General features: G+C 53.2%; 19 protein-coding genes and 1 tRNA gene. 10 read left to right on the top strand and 10 right to left on the bottom strand.

The genetic code is table 11. The annotated features are described in order from the left end of the window. Nucleotides 1–19 precede the first annotated feature (19 nt). A complete protein-coding gene (degS, locus tag AC6I8L_RS02285; RefSeq protein WP_034826661.1) occupies nt 20–1099 on the top strand; it encodes an outer membrane-stress sensor serine endopeptidase DegS in 1080 nt (359 codons plus the stop codon). A gap of 69 nt (nt 1100–1168) precedes the next feature. On the opposite strand, the gene epmA is transcribed toward degS, so the two are convergent. From epmA to efp, 4 genes are all read right to left on the bottom strand, one after another. Beyond that, a complete protein-coding gene (gene epmA / locus AC6I8L_RS02280; protein WP_058961869.1) occupies nt 1169–2146 on the bottom strand; it encodes an elongation factor P--(R)-beta-lysine ligase in 978 nt (325 codons plus the stop codon). Nucleotides 2147–2305: 159 nt separating this feature from the next. After that, entirely contained in the window at nt 2306–2440 is a 135-nt protein-coding gene (locus tag AC6I8L_RS02275) for an entericidin A/B family lipoprotein (RefSeq protein ID WP_034826665.1), read from the bottom strand. 104 nt (nt 2441–2544) lie between these two features. Continuing rightward, nucleotides 2545–2679, bottom strand: coding sequence for an entericidin A/B family lipoprotein (locus AC6I8L_RS02270; protein ID WP_034826667.1), 135 nt, complete (start codon nt 2677–2679; stop codon nt 2545–2547). A gap of 55 nt (nt 2680–2734) precedes the next feature. After that, nucleotides 2735–3301: an elongation factor P gene (gene efp, locus AC6I8L_RS02265; protein ID WP_034826669.1), complete on the bottom strand. Its 567-nt coding sequence runs from the start codon at nt 3299–3301 to the stop codon at nt 2735–2737. A gap of 41 nt (nt 3302–3342) precedes the next feature. Between efp and epmB the strand changes: the two genes are divergently transcribed. Continuing rightward, a complete protein-coding gene (epmB, locus tag AC6I8L_RS02260) occupies nt 3343–4371 on the top strand; it encodes an EF-P beta-lysylation protein EpmB (protein WP_058961868.1) in 1029 nt (342 codons plus the stop codon). A 71-nt stretch (nt 4372–4442) separates the two neighbouring features. On the opposite strand, the gene AC6I8L_RS02255 is transcribed toward epmB, so the two are convergent. From AC6I8L_RS02255 to AC6I8L_RS02240, 4 genes are all read right to left on the bottom strand, one after another. Further along, nucleotides 4443–4790 (bottom strand): DUF4156 domain-containing protein, encoded by a 348-nt coding sequence (locus tag AC6I8L_RS02255; RefSeq protein ID WP_034826674.1) that lies wholly within the window; start codon nt 4788–4790, stop codon nt 4443–4445. Between the two features lie 198 nt (nt 4791–4988). Continuing rightward, complete coding sequence (gene groL / locus AC6I8L_RS02250) at nt 4989–6641, bottom strand: chaperonin GroEL (protein WP_034826677.1); 1653 nt, start codon at nt 6639–6641, stop codon at nt 4989–4991. A gap of 45 nt (nt 6642–6686) precedes the next feature. Further along, nucleotides 6687–6980 carry a co-chaperone GroES gene (locus AC6I8L_RS02245; protein ID WP_021507766.1) on the bottom strand — a complete coding sequence of 98 codons (294 nt, stop codon included), beginning with the start codon at nt 6978–6980 and terminating at the stop codon, nt 6687–6689. Nucleotides 6981–7175: 195 nt separating this feature from the next. Next, nucleotides 7176–7628 (bottom strand): FxsA family protein, encoded by a 453-nt coding sequence (locus tag AC6I8L_RS02240; protein WP_498014099.1) that lies wholly within the window; start codon nt 7626–7628, stop codon nt 7176–7178. A 375-nt stretch (nt 7629–8003) separates the two neighbouring features. Between AC6I8L_RS02240 and aspA the strand changes: the two genes are divergently transcribed. The 5 genes from aspA (at nt 8004) to AC6I8L_RS02215 (ending at nt 13608) form a co-directional block, all read left to right on the top strand. Further along, a complete protein-coding gene (gene aspA, locus AC6I8L_RS02235; RefSeq protein WP_007886584.1) occupies nt 8004–9440 on the top strand; it encodes an aspartate ammonia-lyase in 1437 nt (478 codons plus the stop codon). A gap of 117 nt (nt 9441–9557) precedes the next feature. Continuing rightward, nucleotides 9558–10859 carry an anaerobic C4-dicarboxylate transporter gene (locus AC6I8L_RS02230; protein WP_058961867.1) on the top strand — a complete coding sequence of 434 codons (1302 nt, stop codon included), beginning with the start codon at nt 9558–9560 and terminating at the stop codon, nt 10857–10859. 83 nt (nt 10860–10942) lie between these two features. After that, nucleotides 10943–12643, top strand: coding sequence for a protein-disulfide reductase DsbD (locus AC6I8L_RS02225; RefSeq protein ID WP_058961866.1), 1701 nt, complete (start codon nt 10943–10945; stop codon nt 12641–12643). 66 nt (nt 12644–12709) lie between these two features. Then, nucleotides 12710–13288 carry a division control transcriptional repressor DicD gene (gene dicD, locus AC6I8L_RS02220; protein WP_058961865.1) on the top strand — a complete coding sequence of 193 codons (579 nt, stop codon included), beginning with the start codon at nt 12710–12712 and terminating at the stop codon, nt 13286–13288. A gap of 244 nt (nt 13289–13532) precedes the next feature. Continuing rightward, nucleotides 13533–13608 (top strand) — tRNA-Phe (locus AC6I8L_RS02215). Between the two features lie 214 nt (nt 13609–13822). Here the strand turns inward: AC6I8L_RS02215 and AC6I8L_RS02210 are convergent. Continuing rightward, nucleotides 13823–14122 carry a helix-turn-helix domain-containing protein gene (locus AC6I8L_RS02210; RefSeq protein WP_058961864.1) on the bottom strand — a complete coding sequence of 100 codons (300 nt, stop codon included), beginning with the start codon at nt 14120–14122 and terminating at the stop codon, nt 13823–13825. Nucleotides 14123–14406: 284 nt separating this feature from the next. On the opposite strand from AC6I8L_RS02210, the gene AC6I8L_RS02205 reads away from it, so the two are divergent. The 3 genes from AC6I8L_RS02205 (at nt 14407) to AC6I8L_RS02195 (ending at nt 17235) form a co-directional block, all read left to right on the top strand. Beyond that, nucleotides 14407–14673, top strand: a complete 267-nt coding sequence (locus AC6I8L_RS02205; RefSeq protein WP_058961863.1) for an SDR family NAD(P)-dependent oxidoreductase — start codon at nt 14407–14409, stop codon at nt 14671–14673. 341 nt (nt 14674–15014) lie between these two features. After that, nucleotides 15015–16526, top strand: a complete 1512-nt coding sequence (locus tag AC6I8L_RS02200) for a sialate:H+ symport family MFS transporter (protein ID WP_058961862.1) — start codon at nt 15015–15017, stop codon at nt 16524–16526. Nucleotides 16527–16539: 13 nt separating this feature from the next. After that, entirely contained in the window at nt 16540–17235 is a 696-nt protein-coding gene (locus AC6I8L_RS02195; protein ID WP_034826696.1) for an RraA family protein, read from the top strand. Nucleotides 17236–17331: 96 nt separating this feature from the next. Here the strand turns inward: AC6I8L_RS02195 and AC6I8L_RS02190 are convergent, their stop codons facing one another. Further along, entirely contained in the window at nt 17332–18252 is a 921-nt protein-coding gene (locus tag AC6I8L_RS02190) for a DMT family transporter (RefSeq protein WP_034826698.1), read from the bottom strand. Nucleotides 18253–18421 lie beyond the last annotated feature (169 nt).

The raw sequence follows: 18421 nt of genomic DNA, 5'->3' as shown, positions 1-18421 counted from the left end.
CCTTTCCTGAAATAACACCATGTTTCTTAAACTTTTGCGTTCTGTGGTGATGGGCCTGATCGTAGCGGGTTTGCTGCTGGTTGCGATCCCTGCGCTGCGTATGAGCAGCAACGTCACCTTTGATCATGACAACAGTGATGATGAATCCCCCGTGAGTTTCAATCAGGGGGTGCGCCGCGCTGTGCCTGCGGTGGTCAACGTCTACAACCGCAGTGCCCATGGCAACAATAATCGCGGTATCACCACGCTGGGTTCTGGCGTGATCATGAACGTGAAAGGCTACATTCTCACGAACAAGCATGTCATTAATAACGCCGACCAGATCATTGTGGCGTTGCAGGATGGTCGTTTCTTTGAAGCCACCTTAGTGGGTTCAGATGCGATGACCGATTTAGCGGTGCTGAAAATCAGCGCCACTAACCTGCCGGTGATTCCGATTAACGCTAACCGTATCGCACATATCGGCGATGTGGTGATGGCGATTGGTAACCCCTACAACCTCGGGCAGACCGTCACTCAGGGCATTATCAGTGCCACCGGGCGCGTGGGCTTGAGCTCATCGGGTCGTCAAAATTTCCTGCAGACCGATGCATCCATCAATCAGGGCAACTCAGGCGGTGCGCTGATTAACTCGCTCGGCGAACTAATGGGCATTAACACCCTGACATTTGATAAAAGCAATGATGGCGAAACGCCGGAAGGGATTGGCTTTGCGATTCCAACCGCGTTAGCAACCAAGATCATGGATAAATTGATTCGTGACGGTCGGGTCATTCGTGGCTATATCGGCATCACCGGCCGTGAGCTGCCGCCGCTACACGGTCAGGGCAGCAGTCTGGATCGTGCACAGGGTATTATCGTCAGTGAGGTTACGCCAGGCGGTCCAGCCGATCGGGCAGGTATTCAAGCCAATGATGTGCTTTTACAGGTGAACGGTAAACCGGCGCTGTCGGCGCAGGAAACCATGGATCAGGTCGCCGAGATTCGTCCAGGATCGGTGATTCAGGTGCAGGTTCTGCGTAACGAACAAAAGATGATGCTGCCAGTCACTATTCAGGAGTTCCCCGAAGCGCCAGCCGCACCCACGACGCAGCAGTAACCCTTAAATGAACAACGGCGCAATACATGCGCCGTTGTTGTCTGAAACACCCTGCCTGAGCAAGAATGATTAGCTGCGATCCACCGGGAAGGCAATCACGTCGCTTAATGCATTAGCTTTCAACGCCAGCATAATCAAACGATCCACTCCCAACGCCACACCTGAACAAGCAGGCATGCCATGTGCCAGCGCATCCAGCAGATTGGTATCAATCGGGTGCTGCGGTAAACCACGCGCTGCACGGCGACGATTATCCTGCTCAAAGCGCTGACGCTGTTCGCGGCTATCGGTCAATTCGCGGAAGCCGTTAGCCAGCTCCACGCCTTTGTAATACACCTCGAAACGCTCCGCGACGCGATGGTCCTCAGTGCTGATTTCGGCCAATGCCGCCTGACTGGCCGGGAAGTGATACACGAAGCACGGTTTCTCGTTTCCAATCTTCGGTTCAACACCCAGCATAAACAGCAGCTGCAACAAGGTATCGCGGTCTTCTTCACGATTCGCCAGTTCACCCTCACCCAACTTCGTCGCGGCTTCACGCAGCTGCGTTTTATCCGCTGACAAAGGATCAAGTTCCAGATGGCGAATAAATGCCTGCTGATACGATAAAGATTCGGCGCTATCGCACTCCAGCACCTGCTGCATCAGATCGTCGACTTCATTCATCAGGCGATACATATCGTAGTGAGGACGATACCACTCCAGCATGGTGAACTCAGGATTATGGTGGCGCCCTGCTTCTTCGTTACGGAAGCAACGTCCCATCTGATAGATTGGGCCACTGCCCGCCGCCAGCAGACGCTTCATATGATATTCCGGGCTGGTCATCAGCCACAGATCGCGCCCTTCCGCTGCACCTGGACCCACAAAGCGCGTCTGGAACGGCACCAGATGGATATCCGTGATGGTCGCCTGGCTCATCGCCGGGGTATCGACCTCCAGCACGCCGCGATCGGCAAAGAAACGACGAATCTCCGCCAAAATAGCGGCGCGTTTCAACAAATTGGCAATGGGTGCGCTCGGCTGCCAGCTTGCCGTTTCGCTCATGTTGGTGACTCCTTATACAGATAAGGGGGAGAAGTCTACCCGTATTGGCTACGGCAAACAACGGCGTGACGGGATCGAAGGCGTTAGCGGTGCTTTTTCAGACAAAGAAAGAGGGAATCAGGAAATCCGGTACGAAATCGGGTTTCGCACCGGTTTGGATCACTGTGCGCTGCGCTGAATCGCTTTGCCACCGGCCTGAACGTCCTCGCCAACACCACGGGTGGTGTTGCAGGCGGTCAACACAGAGGAAAGCACCAGAACAGAAAGAATCGCGACAATACTTTTCTTAAACATAGCCATATCCTTGTTGGTTGCAGTAAAAGTACAGCCATTCAAGCATAGACCTTATACACAACCTTGCTGGCTAAGCCGCTGAGAAAAGGCGGCGCCCTCGCAATTTATTTATCCGCTGCGCGTGAAATGGCACCGCCCAAATGGGAGACGTCTTCACCAAAGCCGTGGAAAGTGTTGCAGGCACTTAAAGCAGAAGAGACCAGCAACGCAAAAACAGCCAATTTCGCCATCTTTTTCATTATTCTGAACTCAAAGAGAAAAAAGGCGCATCGAGTGATGCGCCTGATTTGACGATTATTTTACGCGCGAAACGTATTCGCCAGAGCGGGTGTCAACTTTAACCACTTCGCCAATCTGCACGAACAGTGGAACTTTGATCACTGCGCCAGTAGACAGAGTCGCTGGCTTGCCACCGGTACCGGCAGTGTCACCTTTCAGACCTGGGTCAGTTTCGATGACTTCTGCTTCGATGAAGTTCGGTGGCTGAACCGCGATGGCTTTATCGTTCCACAGGGTAACGATACAATCCGCATTGTCCTGCAACCATTTGGTCACATCGTCCAGCACTTTAGATTCGATCTGATACTGCTCGAAAGACTCTGGGTGCATGAAGTAGTAGAAGTCGCCGTCGTTGTAAGAGTACTGCAGCGTCATATCACGAACGTCTGCGCCTTCGGCAGAGTCGGTAGATTTGAAGGTCTTCTCAACGCGAGAACCGGTCAGCAGACGACGCATTTTAACGCGTGCAAATGCCTGGCCTTTACCCGGTTTAACAAATTCACTGGCTTCGATGGCATACGGCTCGCCTTCGAACATGATTTTAAGACCGGGACGGAAATCGTTGCTAAGATAAGTCGCCATAAAGGCCCTCTGTAAATATTGAACTGGTAATAGCCAAAAAAATGGCAAACATTGTAACCCTAAATCCCCCCATCAGAGAAGATTGGTTGCAGCAACTTGCTGATGTTGTCACCGATCCTACTGAATTACTGCGACTTTTATCTCTCGAACAGCATGCGGATTTGGCCGCAGGCAACGATGCGCGCAAGCTTTTTGCGCTGCGCGTGCCGCGTGCCTTCATTCAGCGCATGACGCCGGGCAATGCGCACGACCCCCTTTTGCTGCAGGTATTAACCAGCCGTCAGGAATTTGTCGATGCGCCAGGTTACAGCACTGACCCGCTGGATGAGCAAAGTAGCGTGGTGCCCGGTTTACTGCATAAGTACAGAAACCGTGCATTGCTGCTGGTGAAGGGCGGCTGTGCGGTTAACTGCCGCTACTGCTTCCGTCGCCATTTCCCCTATCAGGACAATCAGGGCAATAAGCGTAACTGGCAGGCGGCGATCGATTACATCGCTGAGCATCCAGAACTGGATGAGATTATCTTCTCGGGTGGCGATCCGCTGATGGCTAAAGACCATGAGCTGGCGTGGTTGGTGGGCGCGCTGGAGAAAATCCCCCACCTGAAGCGTCTGCGCATTCATAGCCGCCTCCCAGTGGTGATCCCGGCACGTATTACCGAAGGGTTATGCCAGATTCTGGCCGAGACACGCCTGCAAGTGCTGATGGTGAGCCACATCAACCACGCGCAAGAGATTGACGATGAGCTGCGCTACGGCATGCAGATGCTAAAACGTGCGGGCGTCACTTTACTTAATCAGAGCGTGCTGCTGCGCAGTATCAATGATGATGCACACGCGCTGGCTAATCTGAGCAACGCGTTGTTTGATGCCGGCATTCTGCCCTATTACCTGCACGTGCTGGATAAAGTACAGGGCGCGGCGCATTTCTTTGTGTCGGATGATGAAGCCCGTGCGCTAGTGCGCCAGTTGTTAACCATGGTATCGGGTTATATGGTGCCGAAGCTGGCGCGCGAGATTGGTGGTGAGCCAAGTAAAACGCCGCTGGATTTACAGCTACGTCAGGAATAACCGCCGCGCGAGACATTGCGCCCACAAAAAAAGCCGCATCAGCGGCTTTTTTTTACATTTCTTTCATGCCATTACGGGCACTTATACACCTGACCAGACATTTTGCTGTCAAGCGGCGCGAAAGCTGAAAGCAGGTTCTGCGTTGGGCTGGTTGCACCGTAAATCACGTTGCCACCCATTTCTGCTGCACGGTTACGCAGGTCATTGGCTGCGCCACGCAAAGAACTGCCTTCACCGCCTGAACCGCTCAACCAGTTGCTCTGTGAGCCGGTGACATTGCCCAGCAGCTGACATTGGCTTCCAGGCTGTTGGTCAACGAAAGTGACACGCTGTCCGCCGGAACTCAGTTGATTGGAGCTGCTGCAGCCCGCCAGCAGTAAAGTCCCTACCGCCAGTCCGAGCAAGAGGTTAATCCGCATTGTAATCCCCATTTATTATCATCAGTGTCGGGCGGCAGCGTAGCAGAAAAGCGCACTTTTTTTCTGAACATTCATTGCCCTAAACCCGCAAAGCCGAAGTATTGCGCTCTTACTTATACCTTGTTCGCCGCCAAAAGAAAAACCCCCGACCGTTTCCGATCGAGGGTTTTTCACATGACTTAAGCAGTCAGGGGCAAATTACATCATGCCGCCCATTCCGCCCATGCCACCCATGCCGCCAGCGCCACCTAAATCAGGTGCATCGCCTTTAGGCAGGTCAGTTACCATCGCTTCGGTGGTGATCATCAGGCCCGCAACAGAAGACGCGTACTGCAGCGCAGAACGGGTCACTTTGGTTGGGTCCAGGATACCGAAGTCGATCATGTTGCCGTATTCTTCAGTCTGAGCGTTGTAGCCGTAGTTGCCGTCGCCTGCTTTCACGTTGTTAGCAACAACAGATGGCTCTTCACCGGCGTTAGAAACGATCTGACGCAGTGGAGCTTCCATTGCGCGCAGCGCAACTTTGATACCCACGTTCTGATCTTCGTTCTGACCTTTCAGGCCAGAAGCAGCGATTTTAGCTGCAACGCGAACCAGTGCAACACCACCACCAGCAACCACGCCTTCTTCTACCGCAGCACGGGTAGCGTGCAGGGCATCTTCAACGCGTGCTTTCTTCTCTTTCATTTCAACTTCAGTGGCTGCACCTACTTTCAGAACGGCTACGCCGCCTGCCAGTTTCGCTACGCGCTCCTGCAGTTTTTCTTTGTCGTAATCAGAAGTTGCTTCTTCGATCTGCTGACGGATCTGAGTAACACGGCCAGAGATTGCACCCTGATCGCCCACACCATCGATGATGGTAGAAGTATCTTTGTTGATCACAACACGCTTAGCCTGACCCAGATCTTCCAGAGTCGCTTTTTCCAGCTCCATACCGATCTCTTCAGAGATGACGGTACCGCCGGTCAGGATTGCGATATCCTGCAGCATTGCTTTACGACGGTCGCCGAAGCCAGGTGCTTTAACAGCAGCCACTTTCACGATACCGCGCATGGTGTTAACCACCAGGGTTGCCAGTGCTTCGCCTTCAACATCTTCAGCGATGATCAGCAGTGGCTTACCGGCTTTCGCAACCGCTTCCAGTACTGGCAGCAGTTCACGGATGTTAGAGATCTTCTTGTCAGCCAACAGGATAAACGGTGCATCCAGTTCGATTGCGCCGGTTTCTGGCTTGTTGATGAAGTAAGGAGACAGGTAGCCACGGTCGAACTGCATACCTTCAACGACGTCCAGCTCGTCTTGCAGGCCGGTGCCTTCTTCAACGGTGATAACACCTTCTTTGCCCACTTTATCCATCGCTTTAGCGATCAGGGTACCGACTGACTCGTCAGAGTTAGCAGAGATGGTACCTACCTGAGCAATGGCTTTAGTATCCTGGCAAGGAACAGACAGCGCTTTCAGCTCTTCAACGGCAGCAGCAACGGCTTTATCGATACCGCGCTTCAGGTCCATTGGGTTCATGCCAGCCGCAACGGCTTTCAGGCCTTCGTTCACGATAGACTGAGCCAGAACGGTTGCAGTGGTGGTGCCGTCGCCCGCAGCGTCGTTCGCTTTAGAGGCCACTTCTTTTACCATCTGTGCACCCATGTTCTCGAACTTGTCTTCCAGCTCGATTTCACGTGCTACAGAAACGCCATCTTTGGTGATGGTCGGTGCACCAAAAGATTTATCCAGAACCACGTTACGGCCTTTCGGGCCCAGGGTAACTTTTACTGCATCTGCCAGTACGTTCACGCCACGCAGCATTTTTACGCGCGCGTCATTACCGAATTTTACGTCTTTAGCTGCCATTTCAAATATCCCTTAAATTCGTTTCGTTCAGTGAATTACGCGTAATTACGCTTCGACAATCGCCAGGATGTCGCTTTCAGAGATGATCAGAACTTCTTCGTTATCGATCTTTTCAGTTTTGGCACCGTAGCCTTCGCTGAAGATAACCAGATCGCCAACTTTCACGTCCAGCGGCTTAACATCACCGTTTTCCAGGATGCGGCCATTACCCACAGCCAGAACTTCACCACGGGTTGATTTACCAGCTGCAGAGCCGGTCAGAACGATACCGCCAGCAGATTTAGCTTCAACTTCTTTACGCTTGACGATAACGCGATCGTGCAACGGACGAATTTTCATTTGGTAGCTCTCCTTTGAGAAGTCCAATCATTCAGTTTTTTGGGTTGAACCGGACTGCATGGCTTCCGGCCTCGTGGAGAGAGAGATAGGGTCACTAAAAAGGGCTTTCAAGGGGCAAAAAATAAAAAATTTTCGTTTTTGTAACCATTGACGAAAAAGACAGCAAAAAGGGCGACTCTCGCCGCCCTTCTCTTCTTATCGATCTTTATCGTGTCCGATTTGATCCTGATCTTTACGCTCGTATTCGCCATCCATGGTATAGCCACTGTCCGGCCCGGCGCCGGGTCCGCGCCACACACGCAGATGCGGCATTAATTTCAGCGTCAGATGCTTCTGCACCGGAGGCAACAGCAGCAACAAACCGAGGAAGTCAGTAAAGAAGCCCGGCAACAGCAGTAAGAAGCCCGAAATGATCAGTGAAACGCTTTTGGTCATCTCCGCTGCTGGGCTTTCATTGCGCGCCAGCTTCTCCTGCATCAGGCGGAAGTTCTTCATACCCTGGTTCTTCACCAGCGACACGCCGATGCACGAGGTGAAGATCACCAGCAACATGGTAAACAGCACGCCGAGGGCATGTGCAACCTGAATGAAAATTGAGATCTCAATCCAGGCCAGAACAAAAAAAATCACGAACGGTATCCAGCGCACCGATATCTCCTGTGAGTAGAGCTGCCTCGCTTCTTGCCAGGCAGCAGAAAGGGATGGTCTGTCTGACCGTATTGATAGAGATGGGCATCTCAACCCGCGATTTCAACCGATCCTGCCAAATTTTTCCCACTGACTTAAAATTGCGAACTACATCACATATCGTTATTACCGCTGGGCCAGTAAATGCCCGTAAAGTGATCTGTGCACAAACAATTCTGTAACAACAGAATATGATCGTGCCCGCCAGCCCGAAGATGGATAAAATGTCGGTGCTGGTAATCCACGACAATATAATTGCTTCACCTGCACAGTGATTGCCGCCCGACCATCCCGGTCGCCCGGCAGTGACACCGCAGAAATAATAAGAAGGTAATCATGGCGAACAACATTCGTATCGAAGAAGACCTGTTAGGCATGCGCGAAGTTCCGGCAGACGCTTACTACGGTGTTCATACTCTGCGTGCGATTGAGAACTTCTACATTAGTAACAACAAAATCAGTGACATACCGGAATTTGTCCGCGGTATGGTGATGGTAAAAAAAGCAGCCGCGCTCGCCAACAAAGAGCTGCAAACAATCCCTCGCAACATCGCAAACACCATTATTCAGGCCTGTGATGAAGTGCTGAATAACGGTAAATGCATGGATCAGTTCCCGGTTGACGTCTATCAGGGCGGCGCGGGCACCTCGGTCAACATGAACACCAACGAAGTGCTGGCAAACATCGGTCTGGAACTGATGGGCCACCAAAAAGGTGAATACCAATACCTCAACCCTAACGATCACGTGAATAAGTGTCAGTCGACCAACGATGCTTATCCCACCGGATTCCGTATTGCGGTTTACGCTTCAATTCTGAAACTGCTGGACGGCATCAGCCAGCTCAGTGAAGGCTTCCAGCGTAAAGCGGTCGAGTTCGAAAATATCCTCAAGATGGGTCGTACCCAGCTGCAGGATGCCGTACCGATGACGCTGGGCCAGGAGTTCCACGCGTTTAACGTGCTGCTGAATGAAGAAACCCGCAGCATCCTGCGCACCGCAGAACTGCTGCTGGAAGTAAATCTGGGCGCGACGGCCATCGGGACTCGCCTCAACACCCCGGATGGCTATCAGCAACTGGCGGTTCAGCGTCTGGCGGAAGTCAGTAATCTGCCTGTCGTCCCGGCAGAAGACTTGATTGAAGCGACCTCTGACTGCGGTGCTTACGTGATGGTGCACTCTGCGCTGAAACGTCTGGCGGTGAAACTATCGAAGATCTGTAACGACCTGCGCCTGCTCTCTTCCGGCCCACGTGCGGGTCTGAACGAAATCAACTTGCCAGAATTGCAGGCCGGTTCATCAATCATGCCAGCCAAAGTGAACCCGGTGGTGCCCGAAGTGGTGAACCAGGTGTGCTTCAAGGTTATCGGCAACGACATTACCGTGACCATGGCGTCAGAAGCGGGTCAGCTTCAGCTCAACGTAATGGAACCGGTGATTGGCCAGGCGCTGTTTGAGTCGATCAGCATTCTGACCAACGCCTGCTTCAACCTGCTGGAGAAATGCGTGAATGGCATCACCGCCAACAAAGCTGTTTGTGAAGCTTACGTGTTTAACTCCATCGGTATCGTTACTTACCTTAACCCGTATATCGGCCACCACAATGGCGATATCGTCGGTAAGATTTGTGCGGAAACCGGCAAGAGCGTACGTGAAGTGGTATTGGAACGCGGTCTTCTGACCGAAGCGGAACTGGATGACATCTTCTCTATCCAGAACCTGATGCATCCGACCTACAAAGCCAAACGCTACACCGACGAAAACGAACAGTAATCCGTTCCGGATCAAGTTGCCAAAAGCACGCCTGTATACAATACGGCGTGCTTTTTTCTTATTGGCGGCTACAACTTTAAGAGTCGAGATTTCCCCCACGGCTCAGGAGCGGAATGAATGGTGTTAGTGGAATTATTGATTGTCCTGTTGGCGATCTGGCTGGGTGCACGTCTAGGCGGCATCGGGATTGGATTTGCCGGCGGATTGGGCGTACTGGTGTTGACGCTGTTCTGCGGCATGAAGCCGGGCGCGATTCCCTTCGATGTGATCGAAATTATCATGGCAGTGATTGCCGCAATTGCCGCGATGCAGATTGCAGGCGGACTCGATTACATGGTCGGTTTGGCCGAGCGCCTGCTGCGCCGCCATCCACGTTACGTCACCTTCCTCGCCCCACTCGTCACCTATGTGATGACGCTGCTGGCGGGCACCGGACACACTGCGTTCTCGACGCTACCCGTCATCGCTGAAGTGGCCAAAGAGCAAGGCGTTCGCCCTTCTCGCCCACTGTCGATTGCGGTGGTCGCCTCGCAAATTGCCATTACCGCTTCGCCGCTCTCTGCTGCAGTGGTGTTCTTCGCGTCGATTCTGGAACCGCGCGGTGTCAGCTATCTGGCGCTGCTGGGCGTATCGATCCCAGCCACCATGGCTGCCATCTTCTGTGCCGCCGTGATCACCAGCTTTCTTGGTAAAGAGTTAAAAGAAGACGAGGTGTATCAGGCGCGCTTAGCCAAAGGTGAAGTCACACTGCGCGGAGAACGCGTCTATGACATTAAGCCTGGCGCCAAACGTGCCGTGCTGCTGTTCCTGATCGGCATAGCGGCAGTTGTACTCTACGCCACGGCGATCAGCGACAGCGTTGGGCTAATCAGCAACCCAGTGCTGCCTCGTAACGAAGCGATTGTGGTGTTTATGCTCACCGTTGCCACACTGATTTGCCTAACCTGCAAAGTCGATACCGGCGAAATCCTCAGCGCCAGTACGTTCAAATCCGGCATGAGTGCCTGTATCTGCGTGATGGGCGTGGCATGGCTGGGCGATACCTTTGTCAAAGCCCACCTGGCGGACATCCAGACTGCGGCTGGCGATATGTTGCAGAGCTACCCGTGGATGCTGGCGTTGATATTGTTCTTCGCTGCTACCCTGCTCTATTCACAGGCAGCGACCACCAAGGCGTTGATGCCTGCCGCCCTCATGCTTGGCGTATCCCCTCTCGCCGCCGTTGCCTCCTTTGCCGCCGTCTCAGCCCTGTTCGTGTTGCCGACCTATCCCACCTTATTGGCAGCAGTAGAAATGGATGACACCGGTTCGACCCGAATCGGCAAGTTTGTGTTTAATCACTCCTTTATCATTCCCGGCGTGTTGGCGATTGCCTTCTCCGTGGCGTTTGGCTTCCTGTTTGGTAGCCTGATTCTGTAGCGCCGTTACATCCTGAAAACCTCGTGGCGAGGCGGCCGTGCTATCATCGCGGCTCATTCGCCACCGGAGCTGATTACATCCTCATGGCTGCACGACTTTCTCGCCTGATGGGCCTTTGCCTCGCATTGCTGTTTTGCTTTTCAGCACAGGCCAATATCTTCTCACCTAACAATAACAGCCGCTTTGTGCCGGTGGATCAGGCATTTGGCTTCGATTTCAGCCAGCAGGGCAACCAACTCACACTGAGCTGGAAGGTGAAGGACGGCTATTACCTTTATCGTCAGCAGATTCATGTGACGCCGCAAAAAGCACAGATGGCACCGCTGGCTCTGCCGCCAGGACAGCCGCATGAGGATGAGTTCTTCGGCAAAAGCGAAATCTATCCGCAGGATTTACAGGTGCCGATCACTCTGCATCAGGCTGAGTCCGGTGCCACGCTCACGGTGACCTATCAGGGCTGTGCGGCCGCTGGTTTCTGCTACCCGCCCGAAACCCGCTCAGTGCCGCTCACTCCGGTTGCCGCCAATCACGATGCAACCGCCGTTAACGCGCAGCCTGCACAACAGCGCACGCCACTGCCGTTTTCACCGCTGTGGGCGCTGCTGATTGGCATCGGCGTCGCCTTCACGCCGTGCGTATTACCAATGTATCCGCTGATCTCCAGCATCATTCTCGGCGGCCAACGACGTTACTCTGCTGGCCGCCTGTTCGCGCTGGCGATGGTCTATGTGCAAGGGATGGCACTGACTTACACCGTACTCGGCATGGTGGTGGCCGCCGCAGGTTTACGCTTCCAGGCGGCACTGCAGCATCCTTACGTGTTGATTGGCCTGTCAGCGCTGTTCATCGTGCTAGCGCTGTCGATGTTTGGCCTGTTCTCGCTGCAACTGCCTTCCAGTCTGCAAACGCGCCTGACACTGTGGAGTAATCGTCAGCAAGGCGGTTCATTGCCGGGCGTGTTTATGATGGGCGCACTGGCGGGATTGATCTGCTCACCCTGCACCACCGCGCCGCTGAGTGCCATTCTGCTGTATATCGCGCAAAGCGGTAATCTGTGGGCCGGTGCGGGCACGCTGTGGCTCTATGCGTTCGGCATGGGCCTGCCGCTGGTTGCCGTAACGATGTTCGGCAACAAGCTGCTGCCGAAAAGTGGCCCGTGGATGCAGAGCGTCAAAGAGGGCTTCGGCTTTGTGATTCTGGCGCTGCCGGTGTTCTTACTGGAGCGTGTAGTGGGTGATGTCTGGGGCTTGCGTCTGTGGAGCCTGCTCGGCGTCGCGTTCTTTGCCTGGGCGTTCAGTCTCAGCCTGCGCGCTAATGGCAAATGGCGCATTCTGCAAATTGTGATGCTGGCGGCAGCACTAGTGGCCGCTCGTCCGCTGCAGGATTGGGCTTTTGGCAGCAGCGCCAGCGTGCAGTCTGTGGCGCATCTGCCGTTTAAAACCATTGCCAGCAGTGAACAACTGGATAGCGCACTTCAGCAGGCACAAGGTCGCATTACCATGGTCGATCTCTACGCCGACTGGTGCGTTGCCTGCAAAGAGTTCGAGAAGTACACCTTCAGCGATGAAGGCGTGCGTGCCGATTTGAGTCAGGTGCAGTTACTGCAAGCCAACGTCACCGCGAATAACGCGCAGGATAACGCCCTGTTGCAGCATTTACAGGTATTAGGCTTGCCCACCATTCTGTTCTATGATGCGCAAGGCAAAGAAATCCCTGGCTCACGCGTCACCGGTTTCCTTAACGCTGCCGACTTCCGCACGCATTTGCACAATCTGTCGCGTTAAACGACACTGGTTGCAGGACACTGCCCGTTCGTGCGCGAGCGGGCCCGCACTCCAGAGGAGAGTCACTTGCAACGTGAACAGATTCTTGAGCATGCGCTGAATGTGCTTGAGCAGAGCGGCCTTGCCGCCACCACTTCCCTGCAGCAGTTGGCCGGTGAGACCGGACTTGATGCAGAACATCTTGAACGTTTCTGGCCCGACCGTGACGCATTATTGTATGACGCGCTGCGCTATCACGGTCAGCAGATTGACAGCTGGCGCCGCCAGATACAGCTCAATGAACATCTCACTGCCCAACAAAAATTGCTGGCGCGTTACGACGTGTTAAGTGAGCACGTGAACAAAGGCCGCTTTCCCGGCTGCCTGTTTATCGCCGCCTGCAGCTTCTATCCGCAGCCTGACCAACCCGTACATCAGTTAGCCGAGCAGCAGAAACGCAGCTCATGGCAGTTCACTCATGAAATTCTGGTGGATTTGGCGCTGGATAATCCGACGATGGTGGCCGATCAAATGGAGCTGATTCTCGAGGGTTGCCTGAGCAAGCTTCTAGTGAAACGCAACGTGCAGGATGTGGCCACCGCGCGTCGTCTGGCAGAGGATGTGCTGAGTATCGCGCTGTGCCGGCAGAACGGGGCACTGGCCTAAACTTTCGCAGTAGGCCCTTAAGCCCGTGCATCATGCAGGTCATGCAGGTCATGCAGGTCATGCAGGTCATGCAGGTCATGCAGGTCATGCAGGTCACGCAATCCTGAGTACCGCTTTACCACCAGCGGGCACGTTGAGATTTTGCACATCCTGCCTGAAAAGCAAGCAATCAGTCACGATTGCTACGCTTTTTTGACGAAAGCCGTTGACGGCTGAAAGCCATTAGGGTTTAATGCGCCCCGTTGCCCGGATAGCTCAGTCGGTAGAGCAGGGGATTGAAAATCCCCGTGTCCGTGGTTCGATTCCGCGTCCGGGCACCAACATTCTGAAAACCCAGCTTATGGCTGGGTTTTTGCTTTTCTGCGTTTGTCGTTTTTGTCATTGCTCACTAACACTCCAGACTGACACAAAATGTTATGTCCCATCCTGAGGACTTAATCCATCAAACGGCGCGATAAGTCCCAAATTGAGGACATTACGCAGCATATTCGAATCACTTAACTCTCGCCTGCTCAGCTCAAATGGCCGCATTGCTTAAAGCAGAAAAGTGAGCCCATCGCCCGTTGGTAGTTCAACGTTCAGGCTCAGCTTCCCGCCTAATGCCTCAACATACTTTTTCAGGCTGGAGAGTTTTATCTCATCGCCTCGGGCTTCCATTACCGCTATGGCTGACGGTGAAACGCCCATTTTCTCAGCTAGCTGTACTTGCGAATGCCCCAGCTCTTCACGTAAGTGACGCAACTGAACACCAATAATTATTCCCGCAACTTTAACCTCAATTTTCTTCTGTGACTCATGAGATCGCTGTGCAATGAGTTCTTCAAGTTTAGGCATAGGGTATTGACCTCCTATTCGTCGGTATAAACCAGAAGTTATATTTGAAACATATCCGTTTTCAATACCAGAACGGTTAAGTGAGGTGGAAATAAAGTTGAACTGAGATACATCACGAATAAAATAGCAAATAGTCTGCAAAGTGCAGTTAGTTATAGGTAACGACCCTTTAGCTCAGAACCCATGAGCAGCATTCATAAGCTCATGCCAATTGCCCCTACAGTCATCAATGGCCTTCCCCGCTATGCTTGCCGCATCAGTCATTCCTCAAGGCGGGAGACACAATGAAAGAGATTATGATGGTTATCGGGCCAGGTGCGATTGGACAAGCCATCGCGCGTCGCGTGAGTCAGGGCAAAACTGTGCTGCTGGCGGACCTCAATTCGAGAAACTGTGCGGCTGTCGCACAAACCTTACGTGATGCCGGCTTTACGGTAGAAACCAGCCAGGTCGATGTCAGTTCGCGCCAATCGATTCAACATTTGGTAGCAGGCCACAGCGCTGGCAGCCCTCATAATGGGACCAGAAGGCGGCTACATCAGCGGCAGTGATTTTCTGATGGATGGCGGCGTGACGGCATCTTATTGGTATGGTGATTTGAAGCCTTGATTAATTTTTCCGCCGGAGTTAAAAACCGGCGGAAATTTAAAAACAACTCTCCAGCCATATTATTAATATATGCCACCATAACAAAACCCAATAAAATTAATTATCAGCAAGTTAAAAGGTAGCCTGATAATATTTCGTGATCCTCACTTCGTTAGCCGTAACACAAGATCCGTAACACGATAAATTCCCGTATTCTTGCTCAAACAGAACAATAACCTCCAATCACAGACTGAAATTTACGGTCTGGATTCCCCTACTCTGTTAATTACACCCGGAGTTTATCATGGCTGAAGAGACAATGGCTTTGACCTGGTATAAGCGGCTTAATCGCCAGCAATGGAAAGCCTTTTGGGCGGCCTGGATGGGCTATATGCTGGACGGATTTGACTTCGTCATTATCACATTAGTGCTTACCGAAATAATGGCGGAATTTAAAGTCAGCACTGCCGAAGCGGCTGCATTAATTTCGGCAGCCTTTATCCTGCGTTGGTTCGGCGGTTTAGCGCTCGGTGCCATGGGCGATAAATACGGGCGTAAAAGTGCCATGATCACCAGCATTATATTATTTGCTGGTGGCACCTTTGCCTGCGGTATTGCACCGAATTACACATGGATGTTTGTTGCACGTATTTTAGTCGGTATTGGTATGGCGGGAGAATATGGCACCAGCTCGGCTTATGCCATCGAAACCTGGCCAAAAGATATGCGCAATAAAGCCAGTGCATTCCTTAATTCGGGATTTTCTGCAGGCGCGATCTTGTCGGTGTTAGCCTACAGCTGGATTGTGCCGCTGTGGGGCTGGCGCGCACTCTTTTATCTCGGCATCATCCCGGTGTTTTTTGCTTTGTGGCTACGCCGTGCCATTCCGGAAGCTGAAGAGTGGGCAGCGGCAAAAGCCAGGGCGACCACACCCACCCTCACCATGGTAGATACCCTTTTCCGTGGCCCCAATCGTAAAAGCAACGTTCTCAACATCTTGTTGGGAGTGCTCGCGGCGGCGGCACTTTACATCTGTTTCGACCATCAAAGCTCAGGACTTGTCATCGCAGCATTAGCGCTGATCACCGCTGGCATATTTATTCGTTTTCTGGTGCAAAGCGGGGGAGATCGCTGGCCCACCAGCTTGATGCTCACGGTCACTATCGTCTGCGTATTTTTGTATGGCTGGCCGATTCACGCTCTTTTACCAACCTATCTGAAAACCGATCTGCATTACTCACCTGAAGTGGTGGCACTGGTATTTTCCTTCAGCCGCTTTGGTATGGGCCTCGGGTGCTGCGTGGCGGGGATTGCGGCCGATCGCATCGGCACGCGTAAAACCTATGTACTCAGCCTGCTGGTCGCCCAAGTGCTGATCATCCCGGTATTTATGCTCAACGGCTCAAACGTCTGGCTGCTATGCCTGCTGATCTTCCTGCAGCAGCTGTTTAGCCAGGGAGTGGGTGGCCTGCTGGCGAAAATGATCAGCGGCTATTTTGATACCGAGCAGCGTGCCGCCAATCTTAGCTTTATCTACAACATCGGTTCACTGGGAGGCGCATTGGCACCGGTGCTTGGTGCACTGATTGCCCAGCACGCATCGCTTGGCGGCGCACTGGGCGGGCTTTCCTTTGGCCTGACCTTCGTGGTGATGCTGCTGATTGGTTTTGATATGCCTTCGCGCGTGCAGCGTTGGTTAAAACCACAAGCCATACGTCATTACGACACCGTTGATGGCACGCCACTTTCCGGTGCATTCACCCGTGAAGATCGCGCCAATTCTTCTCTTACCCCTATAAATCCCAGCAAATCCTGACAGGAGAAATAAAATGACCGCAGGAAATCGTATTTATTTACGCCGTCCCTCCGATGCCGAACCGTTACTGGAAGCGTTCCGCCGTTTACCCGCGGCGGTAGTCGCCGACTGCATGAGTCGCTTGCCTGCGCTATCGGCAGAGATCAGCCTGAAAACGGCGCCTAAAGCCCCCATCATGTGCGGCCTGGCAGTGACCGTGAAGGCACGCTCTGGCGATAACCTGATGTTGCATAAAGCGCTGGATATGGCCGGGCCGAACGATGTCATCATCCTGTCGAATGAGGGTGACCGCAGCCAATCATTGATGGGTGAAGTGATGGCCACTTATGCCAGACAGCGTGGTATGGAAGGCATCGTGCTGGACGGCCCGGTGCGTGATATTGAGGGCTTATCACGTATGGATTTCCCGATTTATGCCGCCGGACATACGCCAGGTGGCCCTTTCAAAGATGGCCCAGGCGAAATCAACGTGCCGATTGCCTGCGGTAAAATTCACGTTTCACCTGGCGATATCGTATTAGGCGATGCCGACGGCGTGATCGTCATTCCCCGGCAGGACGCCGCGCGCATTCTCGAAGCAGCACAAGCTTACTTGATCGTCGATGAACACAACTTTGAGCTGGCGAAAACCGGTTCACTGGAACGCGGTTGGCTGGCGGAAGCACTGCAAAACAAGCAGGTAGAAATTATCGATGATGTTTATCGGTAACGTGCCAGCATGACAGCGAAGAATTGCACAGGTCATCATCCATGGTGGCCTGTCTTTCGCTGAGCGCGCAGCTAAAAAACCCGCAATAGCACCGCATCACGGTGTACTGCTCACCATCGCCAATTTGCGCTGACGGTTTTCACGCCATACCGCAAAGATTCCTGCCAGTGCCACAATCGATGCACCGAAGAGGGTTGTCGTGCCTGGCAGGCTGTTGAGAAACAGATAGCCAATCAGCATTGACCACACCAGCGTAGTGTAATCAAACGGTGCCAACAGCGAGGCATCAGCATAGCGCAGGCTGAGTGTCACCAGAATCTGTGCCAGACCGCCAAACAAACCACAGCCCACCAACAGCAGCCACTGCAAGCCAGTGGGCTTTATCCAGCCGAAAAATGCCGTTGCCAGGCCAATCAACGTCGTCATCAGCGAAAAATAGAACACGATCGCGCCCGGTTTTTCGATGCCATTCAAAAAACGGATTTGCACATTCGAGGTGGCCGTACAGAGTGCGGCAATCAATGCAAAAGCAACACCAAGGCTGGCCGTGGTACTGCTGGCGCCACCTGCCAGCACGCCGCCGCTAGCCGCAAGACTGGAGGAGAGCATAATCAGTATGCCCGACAATCCCACCACCACGGCCACCCAGCGCGACACGCGCACCCGTTCCTTCAATAGCATCGCCGCCATGATTACCGTGAAAAGCGGTGCGGCGTAACTCAGTGCCGTGGCATCAGCCAGCGAGATATACACCAGCGCCAGATAGTTAAAATACATGCCGCCGGTGCCGGAGAAACCGCGAATGAAATGGCCAAACAAATTGCGCGTCTTAAGATTCTCCAGCACGTTCCCCTGCACTCTCAGCCAGATTAACAGGGGAAATAGCGCGATAAAGCTGCGGAAAAAAATCACTTCGCCGGTGGGGATAGCACCGTTCAGACCTTTAACACAGGCCAGCATCAGCGTAGCGCTGAGTGCGGCGAATATCTTTAATAACACGCCTAATCGGGGATTCATGCTCTCACTCTTCTCTCTCTACCACGTGCAATCGGCGGGGTTGCCGAGAGGACAACGCGGCTTACACTAGGGTGAAAAATGTGCGCTGGATAACACTTTTTCGCTCTGCCTGAATAGAAATAACTTATCGCCATCGGTCATATCATTTCCCTATTGCATAACACGCTTT

It is taken from the genome of Type-E symbiont of Plautia stali, assembly GCF_059731115.1.
The sequence above is the reverse complement of the archived record's forward strand: the minus strand, read 5'-3'. Positions and strand labels throughout refer to the sequence as shown.

Coding starts and splice junctions, on each gene's coding strand:
- efp (WP_034826669.1), bottom strand. CDS start 3,301: ATGGCGACTTATCTTAGCAACGATTTCCGTCCCGGTCTTAAAATCATG.
- AC6I8L_RS02190 (WP_034826698.1), bottom strand. CDS start 18,252: ATGAATCCCCGATTAGGCGTGTTATTAAAGATATTCGCCGCACTCAGC.
- AC6I8L_RS02245 (WP_021507766.1), bottom strand. CDS start 6,980: ATGAAAATTCGTCCGTTGCACGATCGCGTTATCGTCAAGCGTAAAGAA.
- AC6I8L_RS02270 (WP_034826667.1), bottom strand. CDS start 2,679: ATGAAAAAGATGGCGAAATTGGCTGTTTTTGCGTTGCTGGTCTCTTCT.
- AC6I8L_RS02210 (WP_058961864.1), bottom strand. CDS start 14,122: ATGCCTAAACTTGAAGAACTCATTGCACAGCGATCTCATGAGTCACAG.
- epmB (WP_058961868.1), top strand. CDS start 3,343: ATGGCAAACATTGTAACCCTAAATCCCCCCATCAGAGAAGATTGGTTG.
- aspA (WP_007886584.1), top strand. CDS start 8,004: ATGGCGAACAACATTCGTATCGAAGAAGACCTGTTAGGCATGCGCGAA.
- AC6I8L_RS02275 (WP_034826665.1), bottom strand. CDS start 2,440: ATGTTTAAGAAAAGTATTGTCGCGATTCTTTCTGTTCTGGTGCTTTCC.
- AC6I8L_RS02195 (WP_034826696.1), top strand. CDS start 16,540: ATGACCGCAGGAAATCGTATTTATTTACGCCGTCCCTCCGATGCCGAA.
- AC6I8L_RS02205 (WP_058961863.1), top strand. CDS start 14,407: ATGAAAGAGATTATGATGGTTATCGGGCCAGGTGCGATTGGACAAGCC.
- groL (WP_034826677.1), bottom strand. CDS start 6,641: ATGGCAGCTAAAGACGTAAAATTCGGTAATGACGCGCGCGTAAAAATG.
- epmA (WP_058961869.1), bottom strand. CDS start 2,146: ATGAGCGAAACGGCAAGCTGGCAGCCGAGCGCACCCATTGCCAATTTG.
- degS (WP_034826661.1), top strand. CDS start 20: ATGTTTCTTAAACTTTTGCGTTCTGTGGTGATGGGCCTGATCGTAGCG.
- AC6I8L_RS02225 (WP_058961866.1), top strand. CDS start 10,943: ATGGCTGCACGACTTTCTCGCCTGATGGGCCTTTGCCTCGCATTGCTG.
- AC6I8L_RS02230 (WP_058961867.1), top strand. CDS start 9,558: ATGGTGTTAGTGGAATTATTGATTGTCCTGTTGGCGATCTGGCTGGGT.
- AC6I8L_RS02200 (WP_058961862.1), top strand. CDS start 15,015: ATGGCTGAAGAGACAATGGCTTTGACCTGGTATAAGCGGCTTAATCGC.
- AC6I8L_RS02255 (WP_034826674.1), bottom strand. CDS start 4,790: ATGCGGATTAACCTCTTGCTCGGACTGGCGGTAGGGACTTTACTGCTG.